This window comes from Altererythrobacter sp. Root672 (assembly GCF_001427865.1).
Taxonomy (GTDB): domain Bacteria; phylum Pseudomonadota; class Alphaproteobacteria; order Sphingomonadales; family Sphingomonadaceae; genus Croceibacterium_A.
Genome location: NZ_LMHH01000001.1, coordinates 1781195 through 1802419, shown reverse-complemented (window position 1 = coordinate 1802419; position 21225 = coordinate 1781195). Strand labels below are relative to the sequence as shown.

Here is a 21225-nt window from a genome sequence, read left to right as displayed (position 1 = left end):
TGGATGGAGCATCCAGTCTTGGTGGGCGCTGATCTTGCGCAGCCCCTTGGTCGGCCAACCGTGGCTGTGAGGGAGGGCTGCAATGCGACTCAACTCCGATGTTCGATTAGCGAAGGCCGCGTGTCAGCAACCTCCCCACGAAAAATCTCCAGCGGAGATTTTGAGGCGCGGGCTGCCTCATGACCTCAACAGTGTGCTGGCCGTTCTCAGATCTCTAGCAGGCATTCTGGCTACCCAGAGGTAGTTCAACGCGGCCATCGAGCTGTCAGGCATCCTCGGCTTCTCGCTGTGCTTCGGCCGGCTTTGCCGAGGCATCGCTCTGCTGAGACGAGGCCGCCCCCCGTTCGCCCGACTTTAGCGCGATGCGCTTGGTTCGGTCCTTCTGGGGCGGTGAGGCAATCTGGATGATCAGAAGGCCGTTTCGAAATTCGGCATCGACCTTGTCGGGATCAGGCTCGAACGGCAACTGGATGACACGCCGGAAGCGTCCAACCTGACGCTCGGCGAGGCGGTAGCCATTCTTTTCGTCCTGGTGCTCGCGTCTGATCTCTCCGGCAATGGTAAGCTCGTCCCCCTCGAGGGACACCTCCACGTCCTGCTCGTCCGCGCCCGGCAATTCGGCGTCGATCTCGAGGCCACCCTCGGTCTGGCGGACGTCGATGCGTGGCGCCAGGACGAGTTCGCCGTTACTGCCCTCGCTTCCGACCATGCTGCGGACGAGATTGCCGAACAGGCGGTCCATGTCGCGCTGGACCATCAACAATGGATCCATCGACATTCGCTGCAGGGCCCCGCGTTGCCCGACCGCCATAGGAAGTTGGCTGGCCATGTTAGATCTCCTTGGTGAGTGATGGTCCCGCCCTTCTCGCCGCCAATCGCCCGGTCCGCCTTGACGATCGTCATTCCGCGCATCACGCGAGCCCGCCTTACCCAGTCGCAGGAGATGTGCGATGGCGGTCCGAACAACGAAGTTGATCGAGGACAGGCGCGAACAGATCCTGCCCGTTCTTTCAGAGGGGGAACGGGAGCGGCTGAAGAGGTTCGGCCGTATCGTGCGGTTTGCCAAGGGGGAACGCCTTACGACGACCGGTGAAGCGGTGCCCGGAATGTACGTCATCCTCGCCGGGCATGTCGCCGTGCGCGAGCGCCACCAGGACTCCGTAAGCGATCTCGCCCGGCTCGAGCCCGGGGTGTTCCTTGCCGATATGGGCCAGCTGCCCCATACCGGATTCGGTAATGACCAGGTAGGCTATTGCCGTCCCCGCCGCTCAAGACTCGCGCGCCGTCATGTGGCGCGCGGTGTCTCCATTTCGCCCAGCCTGCCGCTTCTCGCAAGCGAATGCCGCGAACGCAGTCGAAGCGCCAGTCCCAGCAGTGTCGTCCCTGCCGTCAGGGCGTAGAACGCGAACATCCACGTCACTGTGAACAGCCCGATCGCCGGCCATGCAATCAACAGCGTGGCGAGAATCAGGGAAACGACGCCGCTGGCGATGAGCCACCCCCGACCATACGCCAGACCAAGCCGGAACGCCGCGGCGATCGAGAATACGCCGTTCACCAACGCCCAGACAATCAACATCGCCACGAAGGCGAACATGGTGATCTCAGGATAAAGCACCGCCACCGCAGCCGCAGCCAACGCGACCACCGCATAGAGCGCAGACCACCACCACCATTCACGACGCTTAGCGCCACGCACGGCGAGGATGATCGAGAACAGCCCGTCCACGATGCAGTAGGCCGCGAACACGAGCACGAGCGTGAGCAGGGTCGCGATCGGCCAAATCAGGGCCATGATGCCGAGGGCGATGGCAAAGGCCCCGCGCAAGGCGACCACCCACCACAGCTCGGCAATTTGGGCAATGTCCGGGTCGCGTTCGGTAAGAGGATCAAACACGGTTCTCATTGCAGCCTCCTGTGTCGAGATGTGGTGGGGTGCCGGGCTCGAGCCAGGAGCGCACCGTGCCGCGCAGCGTCACTTCGTTGCCCGACACCTCGACGGTGATCTTTTGCGCATCGATCTCGGCAGTCCGCTTGAGCGCTTCCTCGATCCGCTCCTTGACCTCGCTCGGCGCGGCGCGCGGCTTGATCTCGATCAGGTTCGTCACGCCCTTCAGGCCCCTGATCCGGCGCACCGCCTCTTCCGCGCGCTCGCTCTGGAACTTCCAGTCGACCTCGCCTTCGAGCGTCAGCCATCCATCGCGGACGACCGCTTTAATGTTCTCGCTCGAATAGGGGAGTTCGCGCTTGAGCGCATCGACGGCGTCGCGCGCGATTTCCGGATCGGCGCGCTGGTTGAGGCTTGGCAGCTTGACCTCGATGTTGTTGGCGACGCCGCGCACCCCGCGCACGGACTTCGTCTCCTTCTCGGCTTCGTATTTCTGGCTGTAGCTGCGGACGAAGCCGGTGAGCGCGACGACGCCGTCCTTGACCGACACCGAGATGTCGGTGGCATCGATGTCGGGATCCCAGCGGAGCTGGGCTTCAACGTCGCGCTTGATGTCATTGTCGCTGGCCATGTGGTCTCTCCATTCCTGAGTGGAGCCGTCAAGCTAGACGCGGCGCAGGACGCCGCCTTGACGATCGTCAGCGCAGGCAAACGCGGAGGTGCTCCAGGAAAGCTGGCGAGGGGCGGGCTCGGGAGAAAGTTCATGCCCGGTTCCACATATAGCCCTCGCGTCGCCCGTCCCTGGACCGCCTGTTCGCTTGCACTCGCGCTCGGGCTTCTGCTCGCCGCCTGCGAGCGTGAGGCGGAGGACGCCAAGACTGCCGCCTCCTCCACGTCGAACGCCGCAGGAAGTTCGTCGCGGGCGAACGCCCCCTCAAACGAGGCCAAACCTTACGCAGCGCTCGCTGACAGGCGAAAGGCCCTCATCGCCGATGCCGCCGACGCGCTTGACCAGACATACGCGGCGCTGGGGCTACTCCCCGAAGAGGATTACGACGGTGCGGCCGAGGCGCTGGCGCGCGCGACCGGGAAGCTCGAGGTCGTTCTTGCGGCGGAGCCAGAGCTCGCGCTGGCGCCGGTGGCTGTGGACATAAGGACTTACGACGTCCTCGTCACACCGGAGGATGTTGATACCTTGCGCAACGCTGCAGAGGAGGCGCTCGACAACGGGCGACTGCAGGAAGGTCGCAGGTTGATCAAAGATCTGGCCAGCGAGCACGTGTTCAGCGTCACCAGCCTGCCATTGGCCACCTACCCGAACGCGCTGAGGCAGGCAGCGGCGCTCATGAAGAACGGCCGTCCACAGGAAGCCGTTGGGCGCTCGAGGCCGCGCTGGCTACACTGGTTGTCGAGGAGACCATTATGCCACTGCCGCTCATTCGGGCGGAACTCCTGCTCGAACGCGCGCGGCCGGCTGCCGAACAGGCGCAGCGGCGCCGGAGGAGGCTGCGCGGGTACGCGCGATACTGGCCCAGGAAATTCCGCCGGTGCATCATTCGTCCTCCCCTCGTGATTGGCCCTACCTGCCGTCACCGGAGCAGCCAAAACCCGCGGCGATCGCTTGTAGACCGGCTTCGAAGCTCTGCTCAGGGTTCATGGCGAGCATGAGATGCGCTCGCATCGGCGGATTGGTGGTGAAAAGGGACCAGCCCAGCGTGAACGAGAGCACCGCCATCAGGGCTTCGCTCGGATTGGCGATGCCGCCCTTGGCGAGCGGATCGAGAACTCTGGATTTGATTTGCTCGTAGCCTGCCTCTGTGGGGCTGCTGATCGCGACGAGTTTCGCAAGGTGGCGTCGCTTGCCTGGTCCTTTGCAACGGCGCGGCCGAACATGATCAGGAAATCGCAGCCGACCGCTTCCCGATCTAGCTTGTCTAGCGTCTGGCGGAGCAGTTCCTCGGCCTTCAGGCCGAGAAGCTCCCCGCGGTCGCGCACGTGCCAGTAGAACGCCGGCGTTTGCACCCCGAGCGCGCCTGCAATGCGAGCCATGCTGAGCCGGTCGAGGCCGTCCTCCTCGAGCAGCCGAAGCGCCGTGGCAACGATGGTCTCCCGCCGCAGCGGTTGCTGATTGACAACTGTCCTCGATCGTCCCATTAATTTAATGGTATTAAAGCGGTTGTCGAGCAGGTCAGTAGCGAAGGTCTGCTTTGCCCACCGACACCGAAGAGCTGCCAGTCCGCAATCGGCCAATCCCTGCCATTAAGCTGAAATGATATTAGGCAGTGCGCGAGCTCGATGCCGCCAAAGCCATGGAAGATCGTAAGCGGGTGGTGGAGGCGCGCAAGTAAGATCGTGCGGCCGCGCCAGGGTTCGCCAGCACGGGTTCGCGCGCGAGCGGCCCCTCTTGAAAACGGCGACCAACGTCCCATCTCCGTGTTGGTTCGATGGCCCGCCAACAGGGCGGATCGCGCCGTTTCCATGAGAACGATCCGAGTGCGCCCTTTCCGCGGCGCTCGATTCACTCTGGCCAATCATAAACATAAGAACAGGCGGCCCGTGGCCGCCCACCAGGATTTAATGACATTTCAAACATTCGGCGCGTTCAAGAGCGCCACAACCCTCCCCGCGCTGCGCGGGCGAGCCCGGCTTCTGACGGTTGACGTCAGCCGGCCCGTTTCAAACATCCCTCTTAATGACCTTCGGCGCCTTGTTGCCGACATGGTGGACTAACCGTCCCGGCGACTGGGCGGCACCCTTGCGGGTGTTCCTCATATGTTCCAGCTGGGTCGATGGTCCGGCACCGCCTCGATTCGCTCAGCGACTTTGCCCGCAAGGGTTATCACCTCCGGGTTGAATGTCAGGCGTGCAAGCACGTCGTGATCGCCGACCCCGCAGTGCTCTCGATGGAGATCCGGGGGAAAAAGGCCATCGTCGCGATCGAGCGGCGCATGCGCTGCCAGGCGTGCGGAGAGCGAAAGGCCCGCATTTTCGCGGAGCCTCTGGAAAAGCCGCAAAAGCCCCGCTGGATTGTGGCCTGGGGCAAGCCCGAAGAATAGCGGTCGGCGCGCCGCTATGCCTTCGAGCACGAACCAAGCGCCTCCATCCATCGTGGAGCTACGGTCGATAGCCTGCGTGGATCTGCTGCCGCGGGGGAGGGGGGTGGACGCGCCGGCTCATTTGGGAGGGGGAGGGCGAGGACGCGTCCAGTTCGACAATCACGCGCCCCCTGACCCGTTCCGAAATAGACTTGTGATAGAGGTTTTAATTGCCGGCAGATTGATCTGGCGATGCTTCCTTGGGCTTGCGCGGCCGTGCGCTTTTCAATCCATCGGCGCGCAGCCCACTCGGATAGAAAATAGGCGATCACGAAGCCGCCTGCCACAAGAACGCCGGTCATGAGCATGTCCGACATAGCAATCCTTTGCAGGGCTAATCCACTCGCGGGTCAAATTAGGGGGGGGCAGGCCGCCCGCTCAAGAGACGGCGAATTTGCCGAACCAATGCGAGACAAGAGGGGCAACGGAAGCTCGGCTAGCGCCGCACCCAGAGGTCCGTCGTCCGGTGCACACTCATCATCGCGGGGTAAGGCCGGCAAAGCAGGCCCGCCGCGTCGGGCGGTCCGTCGAGCCAGTCGGCCCAGTCCTCGCGTCTCACGATGACCGGCATGCGATCGTGCACGCCGGCCACGTGAACGCACGCCTCTGTCATGACCATGGAATAGGCCGGGCCCCATTCGTCGGTCTCTCGCCAGATCCCCGCGACGGCAAAGAGATCCTCCTCGGGCAGCGAGAACCACGTCCGTGTCTTGCTACCCTTCTCGCCTTCTGCTTCGGCAAACTCGGTGACCGGGATCAGGCAACGCCGTTCGGCAAAGCTGAAACGCCACATGAAACTGTCGAGCTTATCGGCCCGGGCGTTGTTTACAGGCTTGGGCTTTGCATCCGGCTTCATGCCCTTGAGCCTGAGCGGGAAGCCCCAGACCATGCTGCGAAGCTCGCCGCCGGCGACGACCAGGCCGGGAGAGCCCGGATAGATTTCAGCAGGCGCGTTGCTCGAGCCGAGCTCGACCGCGTTGAACAGGTTGGCGACCTCGGCGGTTGTCTTCGTCATGCGGTAGAGGTTGCACATGGCGTCAAGGCTCTTCCCTGCGGGCCGCTGTGTCAACCGGGCCCAAGCGAAGGTCAGCCTTGGGTTCGTTGCTGCGGCAGCGGGGCGTCTCCGACCTGATCTCTTGGCCCTCAGGCATGTTGGTGACGGTCTTCGCTGATGATCGTTGCCTGGCCATCCCTCTCCTTTGTCCAGCCCCTCTGGCTCGGCCGCGACGGCGCGCAACCTGCGGCCCTGCGGCCCGTGTTGCCCTGCGGGCTGCCCGCGCCGGCCTTGGGCCGAGGTGCCCCTTGGCTGGCGCCCGCGGTGCGTGCCGCCGCGCTGGCCTCGCCCTTGTCCGGGCTGTCGACGGGATGGTCCCGGCGACGAACAGGAGACCTATCATGACCAACATTGTGATCCTCGTCGGCAACCTCGGCGCCGACCCGCAGAAGCGCACCACCAGTGGCGGAACCGAAGTTTCGACCTTCAGCCTCGGGACCAGCCGCGTGAAGCGTGACAGCGAGGGCAAGACCTACAAGGACGAGAGCGGTTTCACCGCCAAGGACACCGAATGGCACCGCGTGACCTGCTTCAACGGGCTCGGACGGATCATCGCGCAGCATGCCACCAAAGGCATGCTGGTCTCGGTGCGCGGCCGGATCCACAACACCCGCTGGACCGATGGCGAAGGCGTCGAGCGGTTCGGCTACGAAGTGATCGCCGACGATGTCCAGTTCCTCAACCGCCCGCACAAGGGCGAGGCCGGGGAGGGCATCGACAAGGCAGGTGATCAGGCCGGCGACCAAGCCAAACTCGGCGACGAGGACATCCCGTTCTGAGCCTGACGATGAGCCCGGCGGCTTCGGCCGCCGAGCTCTTTTTGTGCTTGCCTGGCTAAGGAGAGGGGGAGGGCTCTTCTCGGTGAGGCCCAGTGTGGCGGACGGCGGGGCGGCTCTCAAGGATGCGCGGTCCCCCCAATTTGCTCACGCAAATCGGTTCCCCCACGCCCCGCTTCGCGGCGCGCAAGGCCAGCCTTGCGCGTCCCTGACAGCCGCCCCGCCGCCCGCTCCTGGAGGCGTGTCTTCGATCGGGAAGACGAAGCAAAGGAGACGGTCATGACCATTCATCCGGTAAGGGGTTCGGGCGCTTGCGAGGGTCTCGTGGATGCGCTGCGGGCGGAGTTCGGGGCTGTGCTGGCGGCCCGGATCCTGGAAGCCGAGGCGCTCGATTTCCTGTGGGATGCGCGTATCTCGGAGCGCTACCTGGGGCAGCATTTCGGGTGGGATTTCGAGTACTGCGATGATGGCGAAACCGACCTGTCTCGCGTGGCGATCCTCAGCTTCCTTGATGGGTCCTGGCACGCCGCGTTGTGCCTGGCCGATGGCGATGGGGCGGCCGTAGCGCTGCTCTGGCAGCACCGGTGCGACAGGCGTGAGGACGCGCTGGCTGCGTTCGAACGCGCAGTTTGAACGCCATTCGATCGGCAGGTTTTCGGGGAGCGGCGCGCCCGGCGTCGCTCCCCTTCGTTCTGTTCGTCGGCCCCCATGATCGGGCGGCGATCGCGTGAGGGAGACCTGGCAAGGAAGGAGGGCTGGGAGCACGAGGAAGAAGGGCGGGGAGGGCAAGATAAAGGGACCGTCTCGCAAGGCTCGCCAAGTCCTTGTCTGCACATCTTTTTGCCGGGAGACGGCCTGACGGGGCGCGAGATGGTTCGTCTCTCAGTCCTTCGAACCGATGGATCGGGGCCCTGGTCACCCTGCGATCGACTGAGCTCGCAGCCTTCTTGCCGCGAGCGTCGTCGGTGAACCAGTGTCGCGGATAGGGTCTGCACGCCATCCTCTGGACAACCCTTTGGAGGAACCATGCGCGACCACCCTTTTGAACCGACGATAGGCCGGATGCGATCAGCGCGTTCGAAGCGTGGCCGCAAGTATCTTCATAGCGTGCTCGCCGCGGCGATGCGGGCCGGCCTTTCCGACAGGGCAGGGCGACGTCGGTTTGCCGGCAGCCGGTTGAGTCGAGGCGCTGCGGCTGGACGCCTGCTGGGTTCGCGCGATTTGCGCGCTGGCCTGCGGGCGCGCCGGGCGGTGGTCAAGACCCGGCTCGTACGGCTCGCGGGCAAAGGCATGGGGGCAGCCGCCGCGCACTTGCGTTACATCCAGCGAGACGGGGTCGGGCGCGAAGGCGGCACGGGCGAGCTCTATTCGGCTCGCGAGGATGCGGCCGACGGTCGCTCGTTCCTCTCCCGCTGCGAGAGCGACCGCCACCAGTTCCGGTTCATTGTCTCGGCCGAGGATGGCGCTGAGTACGAGGATTTGCGTTCCCTCATTCGCCGGTTGATGGCTCGGATGGAGGACGACCTCGGGACGCGGCTCGAATGGGTCGCGGCAAATCATGCCGACACCTTGCATCCGCACACGCATGTGATCCTGCGCGGCAAGGACGATCGCGGCGAGAACCTGGTCATCGCGCCTGAGTATATCGCGCGCGGCATGCGCGAGCGTGCGTGCGAGCTCGTCTCGCTCGACCTCGGCCCACGTACCGATCGCGAAATCGAGCAGCGCCTGCGGCGCGACGTCGAGGCCGAGCGGCTGACTGAGATCGATCGCCGGATACTGCACATGGCGGACGACCAGGGGATTGTCGCTGTGGGCGAGGGTTCGATGTTCGACTGGGCGCTGCAGGCGGGACGGCTGCGCAAGCTCGCGGCGCTCGGCCTGGCCGAAGAACGCGGCGGCGGTCGCTGGCAACTGGCCGCCGGTCTCGAGGATGCGCTTCGGGCGCTCGGCGAGCGCGGCGACATCGTGCGCACGATGCAGCGCGCGCTGACCGCCGCAGGCCTCGATCGGGCACCCGGCGCCCAGCATGTGTTCGAGCCTGTCTTGCGGCAGGACCTGGTCGGACGGGTCGTGGCGCGGGGCCTCGACGACGAGCACCGCGACCGGCACTACCTCGTCATCGATGCCGTCGACGGCCGCGCGCACTACGCGCGGATCGGCGGCGGCGATGGGATCGGGACCTTGCCGGCCGGTGCGATCGTGCGCCTCGTGCCGCGTGCGGGCGGCGTGCGCGAGAGCGATCGGACGATATCGGCGATCGCGGCAGCCCACTCGGGGCGGTACAGCCCCGATCTTCATCGCCGGCACGATCCCGGCGCGACGGCGGCCTACATCGAGACGCACGTACGGCGGCTCGAGGCTTTGCGCCGAAGCCTGCGCCTCGAGCGGGACAGCGAGGGCATCTGGGCCATTCCGGCCGATCACCTGGCGCGCGTCGAACGGCACGAGGCACGCATGCTGGAGGGGCGACCGGTGGGGGTCGAGGTGCTCTCTCCGGTTCCGCTCGAGGGTTTGCCCGCGCACGACGGCGCCACCTGGCTCGATGACGTGCTGGCCGCCGGCGACGGGGTACAGGGGCGCGACGCGGGGTTCGGGCGCGAGGTGCGCGCGGCGCTGGCCCTGCGGCGCGCCTGGTTGCTTCAGCGTGGCCTCGCGAGCGAGCATCGGGGCGAGGTCGTGCTGGGCACCGGGACGCTGGCGTTGCTGAGGCGCCGGGAATTGCTGCGCGTAGCCGCGGGTTATGCGCGCGAGACCGGCAAGGACTACGTCGACCCGGGTGAGGGTATTCGAGTCGAGGGCCTTGTGGCGCGGCGGCTCGACCTGCCCTCGGGACGGTTCGCGGTTGTCGAGAACAGCCGCGAGTTCTCGCTGGTGCCGTGGCGGCCTGTGCTCGGGCGCGCCATCGGAAAGCAGGTCTCCGGGATCATGCGCGAGGCCGGCACCAGCTGGACGATCCGGCGGGGGCCCGAGATCGAACGGTGAGTCAGGAACGCGCGAACGCCAGGAGCGAGTCGATGGCGTGACCGTCGGCGGCGCGAAGTGCATCGATGTATTGCCGCCGCGTAGCACCCGCCTCCACGAGATTCGTGCGGCCCCAGGTGAAGCGGGGCTGTCCCAGGTGCACCGCGAGAAGATCGGCCGCCAGGCGGGAAAACCGGCCATTCCCGTTGGGAAAGGGGTGAATCTGGGTCAGCCGGTGATGGAAGCGCAGCGCGATCTCGTCGGGAGGGTAGGTGCCATGGTCGATCCAGTAGCGCACGTCGTCAAGAAGGCCTCGCAGATCGAGGGGGATCATGACGCTGTCGGAGCCGATGCGGCGGTTGTTCTCGCGTGAATAGTCTCCGGCCCACTTCCAAACTTTGCCAAACATGCGACGGTGAAGTTCGCGCAAGTAGCCTTCATCGAGGATGTCGCGGGCGCGGCCAAACGCCCAGCGTTCGCCTTCTGTGATGTTGATCTGCTCGATCTCGTTCAGCTCCTGCCGCAAGGTGACGTAGGACGGGATAAGCCCGAGCCGCTCTTCGGCGCTGAGTGGGGTGTTGCCGTCCTCATCAGCTAACAGATCCACTGTCACAAAGACTCGTCCCACAAACGGGCTGTGGGGCGGCGCAGGATCTCCTCGATCAGGCGCTCTCGCTCTGCCTCCAATGCAGCAAGGTCGAGCGCCTGGTTTTCCAGCGCCATGGTGTGGCTGGCGCGTGCGAGCAGTTGCGAGGCGATATCGGCAGCGCGCGCGCGCAGCATGTCGTCTATCGGCCGGTTGGGGACCAGCGCATAGACGAGCGTGCAGTCGAGCGCCTCGGCGGCGTGACGCAAGGTCGCGAGTGTAATCGAGTCGCGTGCTTCGCTCTGTTCCATCTCGACCACGGCAGACTGGACCTTGCCCATTCGGCGCGCGAGTTGGCGCGTGGTCATGCCAAGAGCCTCGCGCACCGCGCGAATCCACCCGCGCGGGGGGCGAACGAGATTTTGCTGACCTCTGATCGGCGCAAGGCGCCGCTCAAGGTGCTTTCTGGCTAAGGCTCTCGTATCCATGATCGGCTCCGATCGATCGTTCTGATCTCAATTGATCGGCTTTGGATGATCAAATGTCAACAAAAATGATCGGGTATGAGAGATCATTGATCGAAAGATGATCGAGTATAATCGATCAGAATGGTCGATGACAATCCCGTCCGATGGGGGTTGAGCACCCCTATTTTCGGCGTTTGGCCGGCGGCGTGAGGGGGCCAGTCATCGACTCGATCTCGAACCTGGGCGGCAAGTTTACAGGTTTGTAGCCCTTCACGCGGGCCTTGCGATCGACAACGGACCTGTGAACCCAGCTGTCCACGGGAATGGTGCGAGGTTCGCAGCAGGGGATGTACTTGCCAAGGAGCCGCCGGCGCGGCCTCCAGTCGAGGTAACGAACAGATTTGGGAAAGATCTCGAGCACGCGCCAATACCATTTCATCGAGATATGCAGCGGTCCGGCCGCGTCGGGCTTTTCATAGGTGCGGGCATTGACCCGCGGATGACCCTTGACGATGTGATTGACCATCGCCGTTCGGATATGGAGCCCGTGATCCTTGGCCTGCTCCAGCATCCACAGAAGCGGAAACTTGGACAGCGCGCTCTGTTTCTCGATGAAGCCTCCGCCGACATCGGAATGACAGCCTGCAAACCACACCTGGCGTATGTCCTGTTTAAGTGGGGACTTGATCACCGAGTGGGGATTGAACTTGAAATCCTGCGGCTCGTCCCAGCGTTTGACGCGGAACATGCGACGGAACTCGTCGATCGCGATGGCGTGGCGGAAAGTCTCAACCGCGGGGTTGTTTGAGGTGTAGGGAAGTTCTTCGAGCCTGAGCTTCGAGAACGGCGCGCGCCCCGGCACTATCACGGAGGAAACCGTGTCCCATACGCCCATGAAATGGATCGGGACGCATTGCGGGGTCACCACCCGCTGAAAGTCCTGGGCGACCCTGTAGTTATCCGTCTCGCTCGCGGCCTTGTACGCCTTCAGCGCGTAGCCGGCGAAGTTCATCTGGTGCTCGCGCAGCAGGCCGATCAGGTAGATGAACCCGGCTACCACCCGAACGGTGTAGGCCCCGCGGCTGAAGCCGAAGAGGAAGATTTTGTCGCCGTCGCGATAGTGACGGCACAAGAAGCAGTAAGCGGCGAGCACGTCGCGATCGAGCCCGGCCCCGGTGCCCATTTCGAAGAAGGATCGCGCCAGCTGGCGCCACCGTCCCCAGGCGTCCGGCATGGCGATCGTGCCGATGCCGGGGCTGTAGTAGGTAATCTGCTCCGCGTTCTTGTCGGCGATCCGGTAGAGCTTGAGGACATTCGAGAGCAGTACGCCGATCTCGTTGTTGGTCCCGTCGCAGCAAACGACAAGATTGCGGCCTTGCGGAGGTGTCGGTGACTTGGCCATGCTGTTACCTGACGGCTAGTGCGTCGTTCGGACGCTCAAGGCCCCTGAACGGTTTGCGGTGAGTACGATGTCGCCGTCCCAGCCCGTTGCGTAGATTGCGCGGTCGAGGTCGAAATCGACGAAGGTCTCCTGACCGCTGGCGACGCGCACTGTCCTGCGAGGTCGCGAGCCCGACACCGCCTGATCGAGCGCCTGCACGGTCAGTTGCCGTGGATGCCCATAATCGTAGGCGGTCCACTGTTGCTGGATACGCTCCGGACCCATCGAGATGATCGCGATCTCGGGAGAGAGCGCGCTCAGCAGCGCCGGAGTGGTGCCGTTTTCCGCGCCGTGATGACTTACCTCGAGGACATCGACATCAAGCAGCCCGGTCCCCGCGTAACGCGTCAGCAAATCGGCTATCCCTGCGTTTTCAAGGTCGCCCGGAAACAGGAACGAGGCTTCTCCGAAGTCGACGCGAATGACGACGCTGTGGTTGTTGCCGTTCTTGAAATCGTCATTCGACCAGCCCGGGTTGGTCGCGCGTCCTCCCGCGAGAACCCGGAATTGCGGATCGACCCCGGCACACTGCACAGGGTCGATCGCCGCGTTTGTCAGTCCTCCTGGACCAGCGGCTTCGACCTCGGACTCTGATATGGCCAGCCCCACGATGTCGGGCGACTGTGCGGTCAGGTAGCTCGCCATCCAGACAGCGTCGGGGCGTCCCGAACCGTTCAGCCTCCCGTTGTGGATGTATGATCCCACCAGGTAGCGCCCATCGATCGAGCGCTTGAGGTTGCTGTTGTGGTCGACGTGCGTGTGGGTGACGTAGACTGCGGCAAAACGGCGGTTGAGATCGGTCCGGCGCTCGAAAAACTTCCTGAGGTAGGCCAGGAGATGCATCGCGGCATCATCGCCGCGGCCGCCGAGGTCGATGAGCACTGCCGCACAGGGAAACTCGAGGAGCGCGGCGTTGCCCTGGTCGACGTCGATGAAATGGACGACCATTTCGTCGGGCCTTACGGCTGCGACTAACGCATCCGGATTCAGCCGGCGAACGAACGTCTGGTAGACCCAGCCCTCGCGAGCGTCGGGCAGGCGAACATGGTAATAGCCGTTCTGCCGTTGCCCTGCGTCGAGCACATCGAAGGTGTCGCCAGGAACGGCATAGTCGATGACCGGGGTGTCCCGGTCCGGCTCCTCGCGGACAGTCACATTGCGATTGACCACTAGATCCTGTGCGTGCGCAGCTGCCGGCGTCAGCGCTGTCAGCGCCACCGAGATGCACGCGGCCACGTATCGGAAAGTCCTCATTGCACACCCCCCGTGCTTTAGAACTCGTAGCCGCGTATTCGGTTACAACAGGAATCCTTGAGAAACAACGGTCCACTTTATTAATTTCCGGCAGAATAGACGTTGCGGCTGACAAGGGCGAGTGGCGCCCCAACGAATAACTTCGTTTTTGGACGTCCGCTGATCATATTTACGATGGTCATGGTATTCCGTTGTCCTCGAATTGGAGGAAATTCTCGCTTCTGTAGCGACAGCTGACGGCGAGACCGGACTCGAAAAGCATCGTCCGGGCGATCTGACGCAGCAACGGCCATCCTGGAGACGACGCCGCGCGCTTCGGCTCGATTCAATATCCGCGAGGGCTCCGCAGTCGAACTCGATCGAGATTCGTCATGCTGCGTTCGGGTGCGTCCAGGGCGGCCTGTCGCCCGCGCCGCGATCGCGCGATCCATCGCTCCCGAAACGCCGGCGCGGTGCCGGCAGGGAATGCGGCGTGACTCCAACGAAACTCCTGATCGGGCAGATCCTGGTCGTGTTTGCGATCATGGGGCTCGGCGTGTGGGTCGGCACCCAGTGGGCCGCGGCCATGCTCGGCTATCAGCCGCGGCTCGGGCCCGCCTGGTTCGTGGCGGGCAACCTGCCGGTCTATCGCCCCTGGGCCCTCTTCGCGTGGTGGTACCATTACGAGGCCTATGCGCCTCATGTGTTCGATCGCGCGGGGGCGCTCGCCGGAACGAGCGGGTTTCTGGGCTGCGCGGCGGCGATCGGCGGATCGCTCTGGCGCGCGCGGCAGACGGGATTGGTCACGACTTACGGGTCGGCGCGCTGGGCCGGGGTCGGCGAAGTGGAGCGCGCCGGACTGCTCGGTGAGCGCGGAGTGATGCTCGGACGGTTTGCCGGGCGGTACTTGCGACACGAGGGGCCCGACCATGTCATGGTCTTTGCGCCCACCCGCTCGGGCAAGGGCGTGGGGCTGGTCGTGCCGACCCTGCTCTCGTGGACCGGATCGGCGGTAGTCCACGATATCAAGGGCGAGAACTGGCGGCTGACTGCCGGCTGGCGCTCGCGGTTCTCGCACTGCCTTCTCTTCGATCCGACCGACGCCCGCTCGGCGCGTTACAACCCTTTGCTCGAGGTGCGGCGGGGCGCACACGAGGTCCGGGACGTCCAGAACATCGCCGACATCCTCGTCGATCCCGAGGGTGCCCTCGAGCGCCGCAACCACTGGGAGAAAACCAGTCACGCGCTGCTCGTGGGCGTGATCCTGCACGTGCTTTACGCCGAAGAGGAGAAGACCCTGGCGCGTGTCGCGGCGCTGCTGTCGGATCCCGGGCGCAGCTTTGCCGCGACCTTGCGCGCCATGATGAGCACGCGTCATCTCGAGAGCGGCGTTCATCCCGTCGTTGCAGCAGCGGCCCGCGAACTGCTCGACAAGTCGGACAACGAGCGCTCGGGCGTGCTCTCGACCGCGGTCTCGTTCCTCTCGCTCTACCGCGACCCGACGGTCGCTTCCGCTACCGCGGAATGCGACTTCCGGATCGCCGATCTCATGGAAGGCGCGCGGCCGGTCACGCTCTACCTCGCCGTTCCGCCCTCCGACATCTCGCGCACCAAGCCACTCGTGCGACTGGTGCTCAACCAGATTGGCCGGCGGCTGACCGAGCGCCTGCCCGAGAAGCCCGGCGGCCGGCAGCTGCTGCTCATGCTCGACGAGTTCCCGGCGCTCGGGCGGCTAGACTTCTTCGAGACCGCCCTGGCGTTCCTCGCCGGTTACGGCGTGCGGGCCTTCCTCATCGCGCAATCGCTCAACCAGATCGTCAAGGCTTACGGCGAGAACAACGCGATCCTCGACAACTGCCACGTGCGGGTGGCGTTCGCCGCCAATGACGAGCGTACCGCGCGGCGCATCTCCGATGCGCTTGGCACGGCAACCGAGCTGCGCGCGATGCGCAACTATGCCGGGCACCGCCTCGCGCCGTGGCTCGCGCATGTCATGGTCAGCCGCCAGGAGACCTCGCGTCCCTTATTGACTCCGGGCGAGGTCATGCAACTCGATCCGCGCGACGAACTGGTCCTGGTTTCGGGGCTCGCCCCCGTCCGCGCGAGCAAGCTGCGCTACTACGAGGATCGCAATTTCGCGAGCCGCGTCCTGCCGCCGCCGGTCATGGACTTCGGCGGTGCCTGGGCCGACGCGCCCGAGCCGCGTCGGCACGACTGGGCAGGCTATGTGGCGAGCGTCGTTTCGTTGGATCGGGCAGGGGAGGCCCCAGGCGCAGCGGACGGCGGCCTGCAACAGGCACGCGAGCCCGTCCTGCCGTCCCGCCGGCGGCGCAAGACGCCGTCGCCCGATCAACTCGACCTGCTCGGCTTTGACATCGAGGATGACGGTGTAGCGTCCGTTGCGCCCGCGGCTCTGGCGCCGGTCGTTGCCGCCCACGGGGTCAACGAGGGATCGGCGCGCGGCGACGATCTGGTCCCGAGCTTCTGATGGCCGGTTCGTCGATCCGCTATCAGCTTTTCCTGCCGGCGCCCCTTGCCGAGAGGTTCGAGCAACTTGCCTTGGCGCCTGGCGCCTCAAAGTCGCGGCTGCTCGCGACTGCGGTCGAAGCCTGGCTCGACAGGCAGGGGTTCGATGCGCTCGAACAGCGTTTTGCAGTCCGGCTCGACCGGATCTCTGGCCAGCTCGCGCGGATCGAGCGAAACGGCCACGTCGAGCTCGAAAGCCTGGCGCTGTTCGTGCGCTACATGCTGACCGTGACCCCGCCGGTGGCGGACGGCGACGAGGCGGCACGCGCCATCGGGCGCGACCGGTTCGCGACGTTCGTCGAGCGCGTCGGGCGCCAGCTCGCCAGCGGGCGGCTGGCGCTGCTGCCCGAGGAGGGGACCCGGTGAGCGCGGCCGAAACCGCGCTGCGCAGCAGGGCGATGCTGCGCACGGCGATGGGCCCCGAAATCGCCGCTGCCATGGCGGACCCGCTTGTGATCGAGATCATGGTCAATCCCGACGGGTCGCTCAGGCTCGACCGGCTGGGTACCGGGCGCTGCGATACCGGCGTGCGGCTGGAGCCGGCGCAGGTCGAGCGGATCGTGCGCCTCGTTGCGAGCCACGCGAAGAGCGAGATCCATGCCCTCGCGCCGATCGTCAGCGCCGAGCTGCCGCCTCATGGCGAAGGGCTTGCCGGCGAGCGGTTTGAGGGCGTGCTCCCGCCGGTGGCGACGGGGCCGTGCTTCTCGATCCGCAAGCCCGCATCGCGAGTTCATTGCCTGGCCGACTACGTGGCCGACGGGATCATGTCGGGCGCGGTGGCCGAGGTCCTCGCCGACGCGGTCGCGCAGCGGCGCAACGTCCTCGTCGCCGGCGGGACGAGCTCGGGCAAGACCACGCTCGCCAATGCGCTCCTCGCCGAGATGGCCGAGCGCGACGAGCGGGTGATCCTGATCGAGGACACCCGCGAGCTGCAATGCGCGGCGCCTGACGTCGTCGCGCTGCGCACGCGCCCCGGAGTTGCCACAATGGCCGACCTCGTGCGCTCCACCCTCCGGCTGCGCCCCGACCGGATCGTTGTCGGCGAAGTCCGCGGCGGCGAGGCGCTCGACATGCTCAAGGCCTGGAACACCGGGCATCCGGGCGGGATCGCCACGGTCCACGCCAACAGCGCGCCGGCCGCGCTCTACCGCCTCGAGCAGCTCGTTCAGGAGGCCGCGGTCGTCGTGCCCCGGCGCCTCATCGCCGAAGCGATCGACCTTGTCGTGTTCATCGCCGGGCGCGGCGCGAGCCGCAGGATTGGCGCGCTTGCCGCTGTCGAAGGGCTCGATGCCGCCGGCGACTACGACCTCACCCCGCTCATCCCTGAAGCAACAGAAATGGAGCCCGTCCGATGATCCAGGAACGTGTCACCCCGTCGCGCCGTCCGGTTCCGGGTCTTGCCGTTGGCGTGGCGCTCGCCGCGGTCCTGCTTGCGGTTCAGGCCCGCGCGGCGGGCTCGGGCATGCCTTGGGAGGAGCCGCTCCAGCAGGTCCTTGAATCCGTCCAGGGCCCCGTCGCCAAGATCGTCGCGGTGATCATCATCATCACCACCGGGCTGACGCTCGCATTCGGCGAGACCGCCGGCGGTTTCCGCCGGTTGATCCAGATCGTCTTTGGCCTCTCGATCGCCTTTGCCGCCTCCTCGTTCTTCCTCTCGTTCTTCAGCTTTGGCGGCGGGGCGCTCATCGGATGACCGGAGCGGCTCACATCGAGGGCTTCGAAGCCCCGATCCATCGCGCGCTCGCCGAGCCGATCCTGCTCGGCGGGGCGCCGCGAACGGTGGCGATCGTCAACGGCACGCTCGCTGCCGCGCTCGGCCTCGGGCTGCAGCAGTGGATCGCCGGGCTGGTGGTCTGGGCGTTCGGCCATACGCTCGCGGTCTTCGCCGCGCGGCGCGATCCCGACGTCTTCGCAGTGCTCGCGCGGCACCTGCGGCAGCGGGGGTACTTCGCATGCTGAACTTGCGTGAATACCGCCGCCGCACCGACCGGCTCGCCGATCATCTGCCGTGGGCGGCGCTCGTTGGCCCCGGCGTGGTGCTCAACAAGGACGGCAGCTTCCAGCGCTCGTTCCGGTTCCGGGGCCCCGATCTCGAGAGCGCGACCGAGGCCGAGCTCGTCGCGACCGCGGCGCGGGTCAACAATGTGCTCAAGCGCTTCGGGTCGGGCTGGGCGCTGTTCTTCGACGCCGAGCGCGTCGAGGCGCTCGGCTATCCCGAAAGCGAGTTTCCCGACGCGGCCTCGTGGCTGGTCGAGAAGGAGCGTGAGGCGGGGTTCGAGAGCGAGCGCGATCACTACGAGAGCAAGTTCCATCTTACGCTGGTGTGGCTGCCTCCGCCCGATGCCCGGGACAGGGCCGAGCGCGCGCTCATCGCGCGCGATCGGTCGGCCGAAAGGGGCGGGCGCGACTGGCGTGAGGCGCTGGCGTGGTTCCAGTCCGAGACCGGGCGTGCCGGCGACCTCCTGGCGCAGATCATGCCCGAGGTGCGTGCGCTCGATGACGGGGAGACGCTGACCTTCCTGCACGGCACGGTCTCGGCCCGGCGTCACCGCGTCGCGGTGCCCGAGACGCCGGTCTATCTCGACGCGCTGATCGCCGACACGCCGCTCGTCGGCGGGCTCGAGCCGATGCTCGGGGAACAGCACCTTCGAACCGTGACCGTACTGGGCTTCCCCGGGACGAGCCATCCCGGCCTGCTCGACGCGCTCAACCATCAGGATATCGCCTATCGCTGGGTCGCCCGCTTCGTGGCGCTCGACCGGACCGAGGCGGGAAGGGCGCTCACGAAGCTGCGCCGCCAGTGGTTCAACAAACGCAAGTCGGTGACCGCGCTCTTGCGCGAAGTCATAACCAACCAGCCCGTCCAGCTCATCGACAACGACGCCGGCAACAAGGTCGAGGACGCCGACCTTGCGCTGCAGGCGCTCGGGCAGGACTATGTCGCCTTCGGCTACCTGACGACGACGATCACCGTCGCCGACGCCGACCCGGCGCGCGCCGAGCAGAAGCTGCGCACTCTCGAGCGGGTCGTGAACGGGCTAGGGTTCACCCTGATCCGCGAACGGTTGAATGCGGTCGAGGCCTGGCTCTCGAGCCTGCCGGGGCAGGTCTACGCCAACGTGCGCCAGCCGCTCTTGCACACGCTCAACCTTGCGCATCTCATGCCCCTGTCCTCGGTCTGGGCTGGCCCTGCGCGCAACGCGCACCTCGATGGTCCGGTGCTGCTGGTTGCCGAAACCGGCGGCTCGACGCCCTTCCGCCTCTCGACCCATGTCGGCGACGTTGGCCACATGCTCGTCGTCGGCCCGACCGGGGCGGGGAAGTCGGTGCTGCTGTCGCTCATGGCCCTGCAGTTCCGCCGCTACCCGGGCGCGCGCGTCGTGCTGTTCGACAAGGGCTGGTCGGCTCGCGCCGCGGTGCTCGCCTGCGGCGGAACGCACTACGCGCTCGGATCGGGCGGGGAAGGGGGAGGTGACGCGCTCGCGTTTCAGCCGTTGCGGCGGATCGACGAGGGGCCCCAGCGCAGCTGGGCGGCCGAGTGGCTTGCCGGCCTGCTTGCGCACGAGAAGGTAGCTGTAACCCCAGAGGTCAAGGAAGCCTTGTGGTCGGCGCTCGGGAGTCTCGCTTCGGCACCGGCCGGCGAGCGCACGCTGACCGGGCTCACGCTGCTGCTGCAGTCGGGTCCGCTGCGCGCGGCGCTTGCACCCTATACGCTCGAAGGCCCCTACGGCGCGCTGCTCGACGCAAGCGAGGACCGGCTCGCGCTCGGCGATCTCCAGGGCTTCGAGACCGAGACGCTGATGGACCGGCCCGGCGCGGTCATGCCTGTGCTGACCTACCTGTTCCACCGGCTCGAGGAGCGCTTCGACGGCCCCCCCACCCTGCTCGTACTCGACGAGGCCTGGCTCTACCTCGACAACCCGCTGTTCGCCGCGCGCATCCGCGAGTGGCTCAAGGTCCTGCGCAAGAAAAACGTTTCCGTCGTCTTTGCGACCCAGTCGCTCGCCGACATTGCCGACAGCTCGATTGCCCCGGCGATTGTGGAGTCCTGCCCGCAACGGATTTTCCTTCCCAACGACCGCGCAGTCGAGCCGCAGGCGCGCGCGGCTTACGAGCGCTTCGGACTCAACGCGCGGCAGGTCGAGCTGATCGCCCGGGCGACGCCCAAGCGCGACTATTACCTGCAATCGCGGCGCGGCAATCGCCTCTTCGATCTCGGGCTCGGACCGATCGCGCTCGCGCTCTGCGGCGCGTCCGACCCGGCGGCACAGCGCCGCATCGACGCCATCCTGGCCGACGGTCCGTCCGAAGACTTCGCGCGCCGCTGGCTTGAGGCCAGCGGTCTCCGCTGGGCGGCCGCGGCGCTCCCCGACTTTCCCGCTCCCCCCAAGCCCCAAGGAGACATGTGATGAAGACTGTGCTCACCGCCTGCGCGCTCGCCGCCGGCCTGCCGCTGGCGATCGCGCTGCCCGCCGCCCCGGCGGCCGCGATCCCCGTGTTCGACACTGCCAATTATGCGCAGAACCTCGTCCAGGCGGCGCGCTCGCTCGAGCAGATCAACAACCAGATCCGCTCGCTCCAGAACGAGGCGCAGATGGTCCAGGCCGCGGCGCGTAACCTCGAGCGGATCGATTTCCCCCAGCTTGCGAAGATCAGGGACGCGATGCAGCGCATCCAGGCCCTCATGGACCAGGCCCAGGCGATCGACTTCAATGTCGATACGCTCGATCGGCAGGTCGCCGAGCTGTTCCCCGGCGCTTCCGCGAACGCCCTGCCGCGCAATGAGCGCCTGGCGCAGGCGCGCGCCCGGCTCGAGGCGGCGGCGACCGGCTATCGCCACGCGATGGGCGTGCAGGCGCAGGTCGCCGAAAACATCGCCGAGGATTCCGGCCTCATCGACGCGCTCGTCGCGCGCAGCCAGGGCGCGGTCGGCGCGCTGCAGGCCCAGCAGGCGGCAAGCCAGCTGCTCGCGCTCGGGGTCAAGCAGCAGGTCCAGCTGCAGGCGTTGATGACGTCCGAGTTTCGCAGCGAGGCGGTCGAGCGAGCGCGCCGGGCACAGGCCGAGGCCGACGGGCGCGAGGCCACGCGACGGTTCCTCGCAAGAGAGCGGGCCTATACGCCCGGGGCCGACTGATGCTCCCCTAAGGTCGCTTTGGCGCGCGGCGTCCGCTCCGCTGCGCCTGCCGCGGGGCTCA

The 21225-nt window shown here is 66.2% G+C and carries 23 protein-coding genes; 12 read left to right on the top strand and 11 right to left on the bottom strand.

Annotated features, from left to right (window positions below; all coding sequences use genetic code 11):
- Nucleotides 1-265: 265 nt before the first annotated feature.
- From ASD76_RS17945 to ASD76_RS08655, 4 genes are all read right to left on the bottom strand, one after another.
- The gene (locus ASD76_RS17945) at nucleotides 266-829 is read right to left on the bottom strand and encodes an Hsp20/alpha crystallin family protein (protein WP_162249652.1); all 564 of its coding nucleotides are present in this window, start codon (nucleotides 827-829) and stop codon (nucleotides 266-268) included.
- Nucleotides 830-1010: 181 nt separating this feature from the next.
- Nucleotides 1011-1223, bottom strand: coding sequence for a hypothetical protein (locus ASD76_RS18455; RefSeq protein ID WP_055921254.1), 213 nt, complete (start codon nucleotides 1221-1223; stop codon nucleotides 1011-1013).
- Nucleotides 1224-1285: 62 nt separating this feature from the next.
- Complete coding sequence (locus tag ASD76_RS08660; protein WP_082553694.1) at nucleotides 1286-1906, bottom strand: HdeD family acid-resistance protein; 621 nt, start codon at nucleotides 1904-1906, stop codon at nucleotides 1286-1288.
- Nucleotides 1890-2519 carry a BON domain-containing protein gene (locus ASD76_RS08655; protein WP_055921248.1) on the bottom strand — a complete coding sequence of 210 codons (630 nt, stop codon included), beginning with the start codon at nucleotides 2517-2519 and terminating at the stop codon, nucleotides 1890-1892. Before ASD76_RS08655 ends, ASD76_RS08660 begins: the two co-directional genes overlap by 17 nt.
- A 132-nt stretch (nucleotides 2520-2651) precedes the next feature.
- On the opposite strand from ASD76_RS08655, the gene ASD76_RS08650 reads away from it, so the two are divergent.
- Nucleotides 2652-3461, top strand: coding sequence for a YfdX family protein (locus ASD76_RS08650; protein ID WP_156457603.1), 810 nt, complete (start codon nucleotides 2652-2654; stop codon nucleotides 3459-3461).
- Between the two features lie 6 nt (nucleotides 3462-3467).
- On the opposite strand, the gene ASD76_RS18215 is transcribed toward ASD76_RS08650, so the two are convergent.
- Nucleotides 3468-3623 carry a hypothetical protein gene (locus tag ASD76_RS18215; protein ID WP_156457602.1) on the bottom strand — a complete coding sequence of 52 codons (156 nt, stop codon included), beginning with the start codon at nucleotides 3621-3623 and terminating at the stop codon, nucleotides 3468-3470.
- A complete protein-coding gene (locus ASD76_RS08645; RefSeq protein WP_156457601.1) occupies nucleotides 3623-4138 on the bottom strand; it encodes a TetR family transcriptional regulator in 516 nt (171 codons plus the stop codon). The genes ASD76_RS18215 and ASD76_RS08645 overlap by 1 nt, the downstream gene beginning before the upstream one ends.
- 539 nt (nucleotides 4139-4677) lie before the next feature.
- Between ASD76_RS08645 and ASD76_RS08640 the strand changes: the two genes are divergently transcribed.
- Nucleotides 4678-4944 carry a hypothetical protein gene (locus ASD76_RS08640; protein ID WP_055921237.1) on the top strand — a complete coding sequence of 89 codons (267 nt, stop codon included), beginning with the start codon at nucleotides 4678-4680 and terminating at the stop codon, nucleotides 4942-4944.
- Nucleotides 4945-5419: 475 nt separating this feature from the next.
- Here ASD76_RS08640 and ASD76_RS08635 read toward each other — a convergent pair whose 3' ends face one another.
- The gene (locus ASD76_RS08635) at nucleotides 5420-6016 is read right to left on the bottom strand and encodes an SOS response-associated peptidase (RefSeq protein ID WP_055921234.1); all 597 of its coding nucleotides are present in this window, start codon (nucleotides 6014-6016) and stop codon (nucleotides 5420-5422) included.
- 362 nt (nucleotides 6017-6378) lie between these two features.
- Here ASD76_RS08635 and ASD76_RS08630 point away from each other — a divergent pair, with 362 nt between their 5' ends.
- The 3 genes from ASD76_RS08630 to rlxS all read left to right on the top strand — a co-directional run bounded on the left by ASD76_RS08630 (nucleotide 6379) and on the right by rlxS (nucleotide 9798).
- Nucleotides 6379-6816, top strand: a complete 438-nt coding sequence (locus ASD76_RS08630; RefSeq protein WP_055921232.1) for a single-stranded DNA-binding protein — start codon at nucleotides 6379-6381, stop codon at nucleotides 6814-6816.
- A gap of 276 nt (nucleotides 6817-7092) precedes the next feature.
- Nucleotides 7093-7446: a hypothetical protein gene (locus tag ASD76_RS08625; protein WP_156457600.1), complete on the top strand. Its 354-nt coding sequence runs from the start codon at nucleotides 7093-7095 to the stop codon at nucleotides 7444-7446.
- A 393-nt stretch (nucleotides 7447-7839) separates the two neighbouring features.
- Nucleotides 7840-9798, top strand: coding sequence for a relaxase/mobilization nuclease RlxS (gene rlxS, locus ASD76_RS08620; protein WP_055921226.1), 1959 nt, complete (start codon nucleotides 7840-7842; stop codon nucleotides 9796-9798).
- A gap of 1 nt (nucleotide 9799) precedes the next feature.
- On the opposite strand, the gene ASD76_RS08615 is transcribed toward rlxS, so the two are convergent.
- The 4 genes from ASD76_RS08615 to ASD76_RS08600 all read right to left on the bottom strand — a co-directional run bounded on the left by ASD76_RS08615 (nucleotide 9800) and on the right by ASD76_RS08600 (nucleotide 13525).
- Entirely contained in the window at nucleotides 9800-10384 is a 585-nt protein-coding gene (locus tag ASD76_RS08615; RefSeq protein WP_235506585.1) for a mobile mystery protein B, read from the bottom strand.
- Nucleotides 10385-10386: 2 nt separating this feature from the next.
- The gene (locus tag ASD76_RS08610; protein WP_055921221.1) at nucleotides 10387-10851 is read right to left on the bottom strand and encodes a mobile mystery protein A; all 465 of its coding nucleotides are present in this window, start codon (nucleotides 10849-10851) and stop codon (nucleotides 10387-10389) included.
- 160 nt (nucleotides 10852-11011) lie between these two features.
- Nucleotides 11012-12232, bottom strand: a complete 1221-nt coding sequence (locus ASD76_RS08605) for a DUF2235 domain-containing protein (RefSeq protein ID WP_055921218.1) — start codon at nucleotides 12230-12232, stop codon at nucleotides 11012-11014.
- Nucleotides 12233-12247: 15 nt separating this feature from the next.
- Nucleotides 12248-13525, bottom strand: a complete 1278-nt coding sequence (locus ASD76_RS08600; RefSeq protein ID WP_082553693.1) for an MBL fold metallo-hydrolase — start codon at nucleotides 13523-13525, stop codon at nucleotides 12248-12250.
- A gap of 472 nt (nucleotides 13526-13997) precedes the next feature.
- On the opposite strand from ASD76_RS08600, the gene ASD76_RS08595 reads away from it, so the two are divergent.
- Genes ASD76_RS08595 through trbJ form a run of 7 tightly spaced genes read left to right on the top strand, consistent with a single transcriptional unit; the run spans nucleotide 13998 to nucleotide 21164 of the window.
- Nucleotides 13998-15992, top strand: a complete 1995-nt coding sequence (locus ASD76_RS08595; protein WP_055923087.1) for a conjugal transfer protein TraG — start codon at nucleotides 13998-14000, stop codon at nucleotides 15990-15992.
- On the top strand, nucleotides 15992-16396 hold the full coding sequence (locus tag ASD76_RS08590) for a hypothetical protein (protein ID WP_055921211.1): 405 nt from the start codon (nucleotides 15992-15994) through the stop codon (nucleotides 16394-16396). Before ASD76_RS08595 ends, ASD76_RS08590 begins: the two co-directional genes overlap by 1 nt.
- Before the next feature lie 32 nt (nucleotides 16397-16428).
- Entirely contained in the window at nucleotides 16429-17385 is a 957-nt protein-coding gene (gene trbB, locus ASD76_RS08585; RefSeq protein WP_082553780.1) for a P-type conjugative transfer ATPase TrbB, read from the top strand.
- The gene (locus tag ASD76_RS08580) at nucleotides 17382-17723 is read left to right on the top strand and encodes a TrbC/VirB2 family protein (protein WP_055921205.1); all 342 of its coding nucleotides are present in this window, start codon (nucleotides 17382-17384) and stop codon (nucleotides 17721-17723) included. The genes trbB and ASD76_RS08580 overlap by 4 nt, the downstream gene beginning before the upstream one ends.
- Nucleotides 17720-17989, top strand: a complete 270-nt coding sequence (locus ASD76_RS08575; RefSeq protein ID WP_055921203.1) for a VirB3 family type IV secretion system protein — start codon at nucleotides 17720-17722, stop codon at nucleotides 17987-17989. Before ASD76_RS08580 ends, ASD76_RS08575 begins: the two co-directional genes overlap by 4 nt.
- The gene (trbE, locus tag ASD76_RS08570; protein WP_055921200.1) at nucleotides 17983-20439 is read left to right on the top strand and encodes a conjugal transfer protein TrbE; all 2457 of its coding nucleotides are present in this window, start codon (nucleotides 17983-17985) and stop codon (nucleotides 20437-20439) included. Before ASD76_RS08575 ends, trbE begins: the two co-directional genes overlap by 7 nt.
- On the top strand, nucleotides 20439-21164 hold the full coding sequence (trbJ, locus tag ASD76_RS08565) for a P-type conjugative transfer protein TrbJ (RefSeq protein ID WP_055921197.1): 726 nt from the start codon (nucleotides 20439-20441) through the stop codon (nucleotides 21162-21164). The genes trbE and trbJ overlap by 1 nt, the downstream gene beginning before the upstream one ends.
- Nucleotides 21165-21225: the final 61 nt, after the last annotated feature.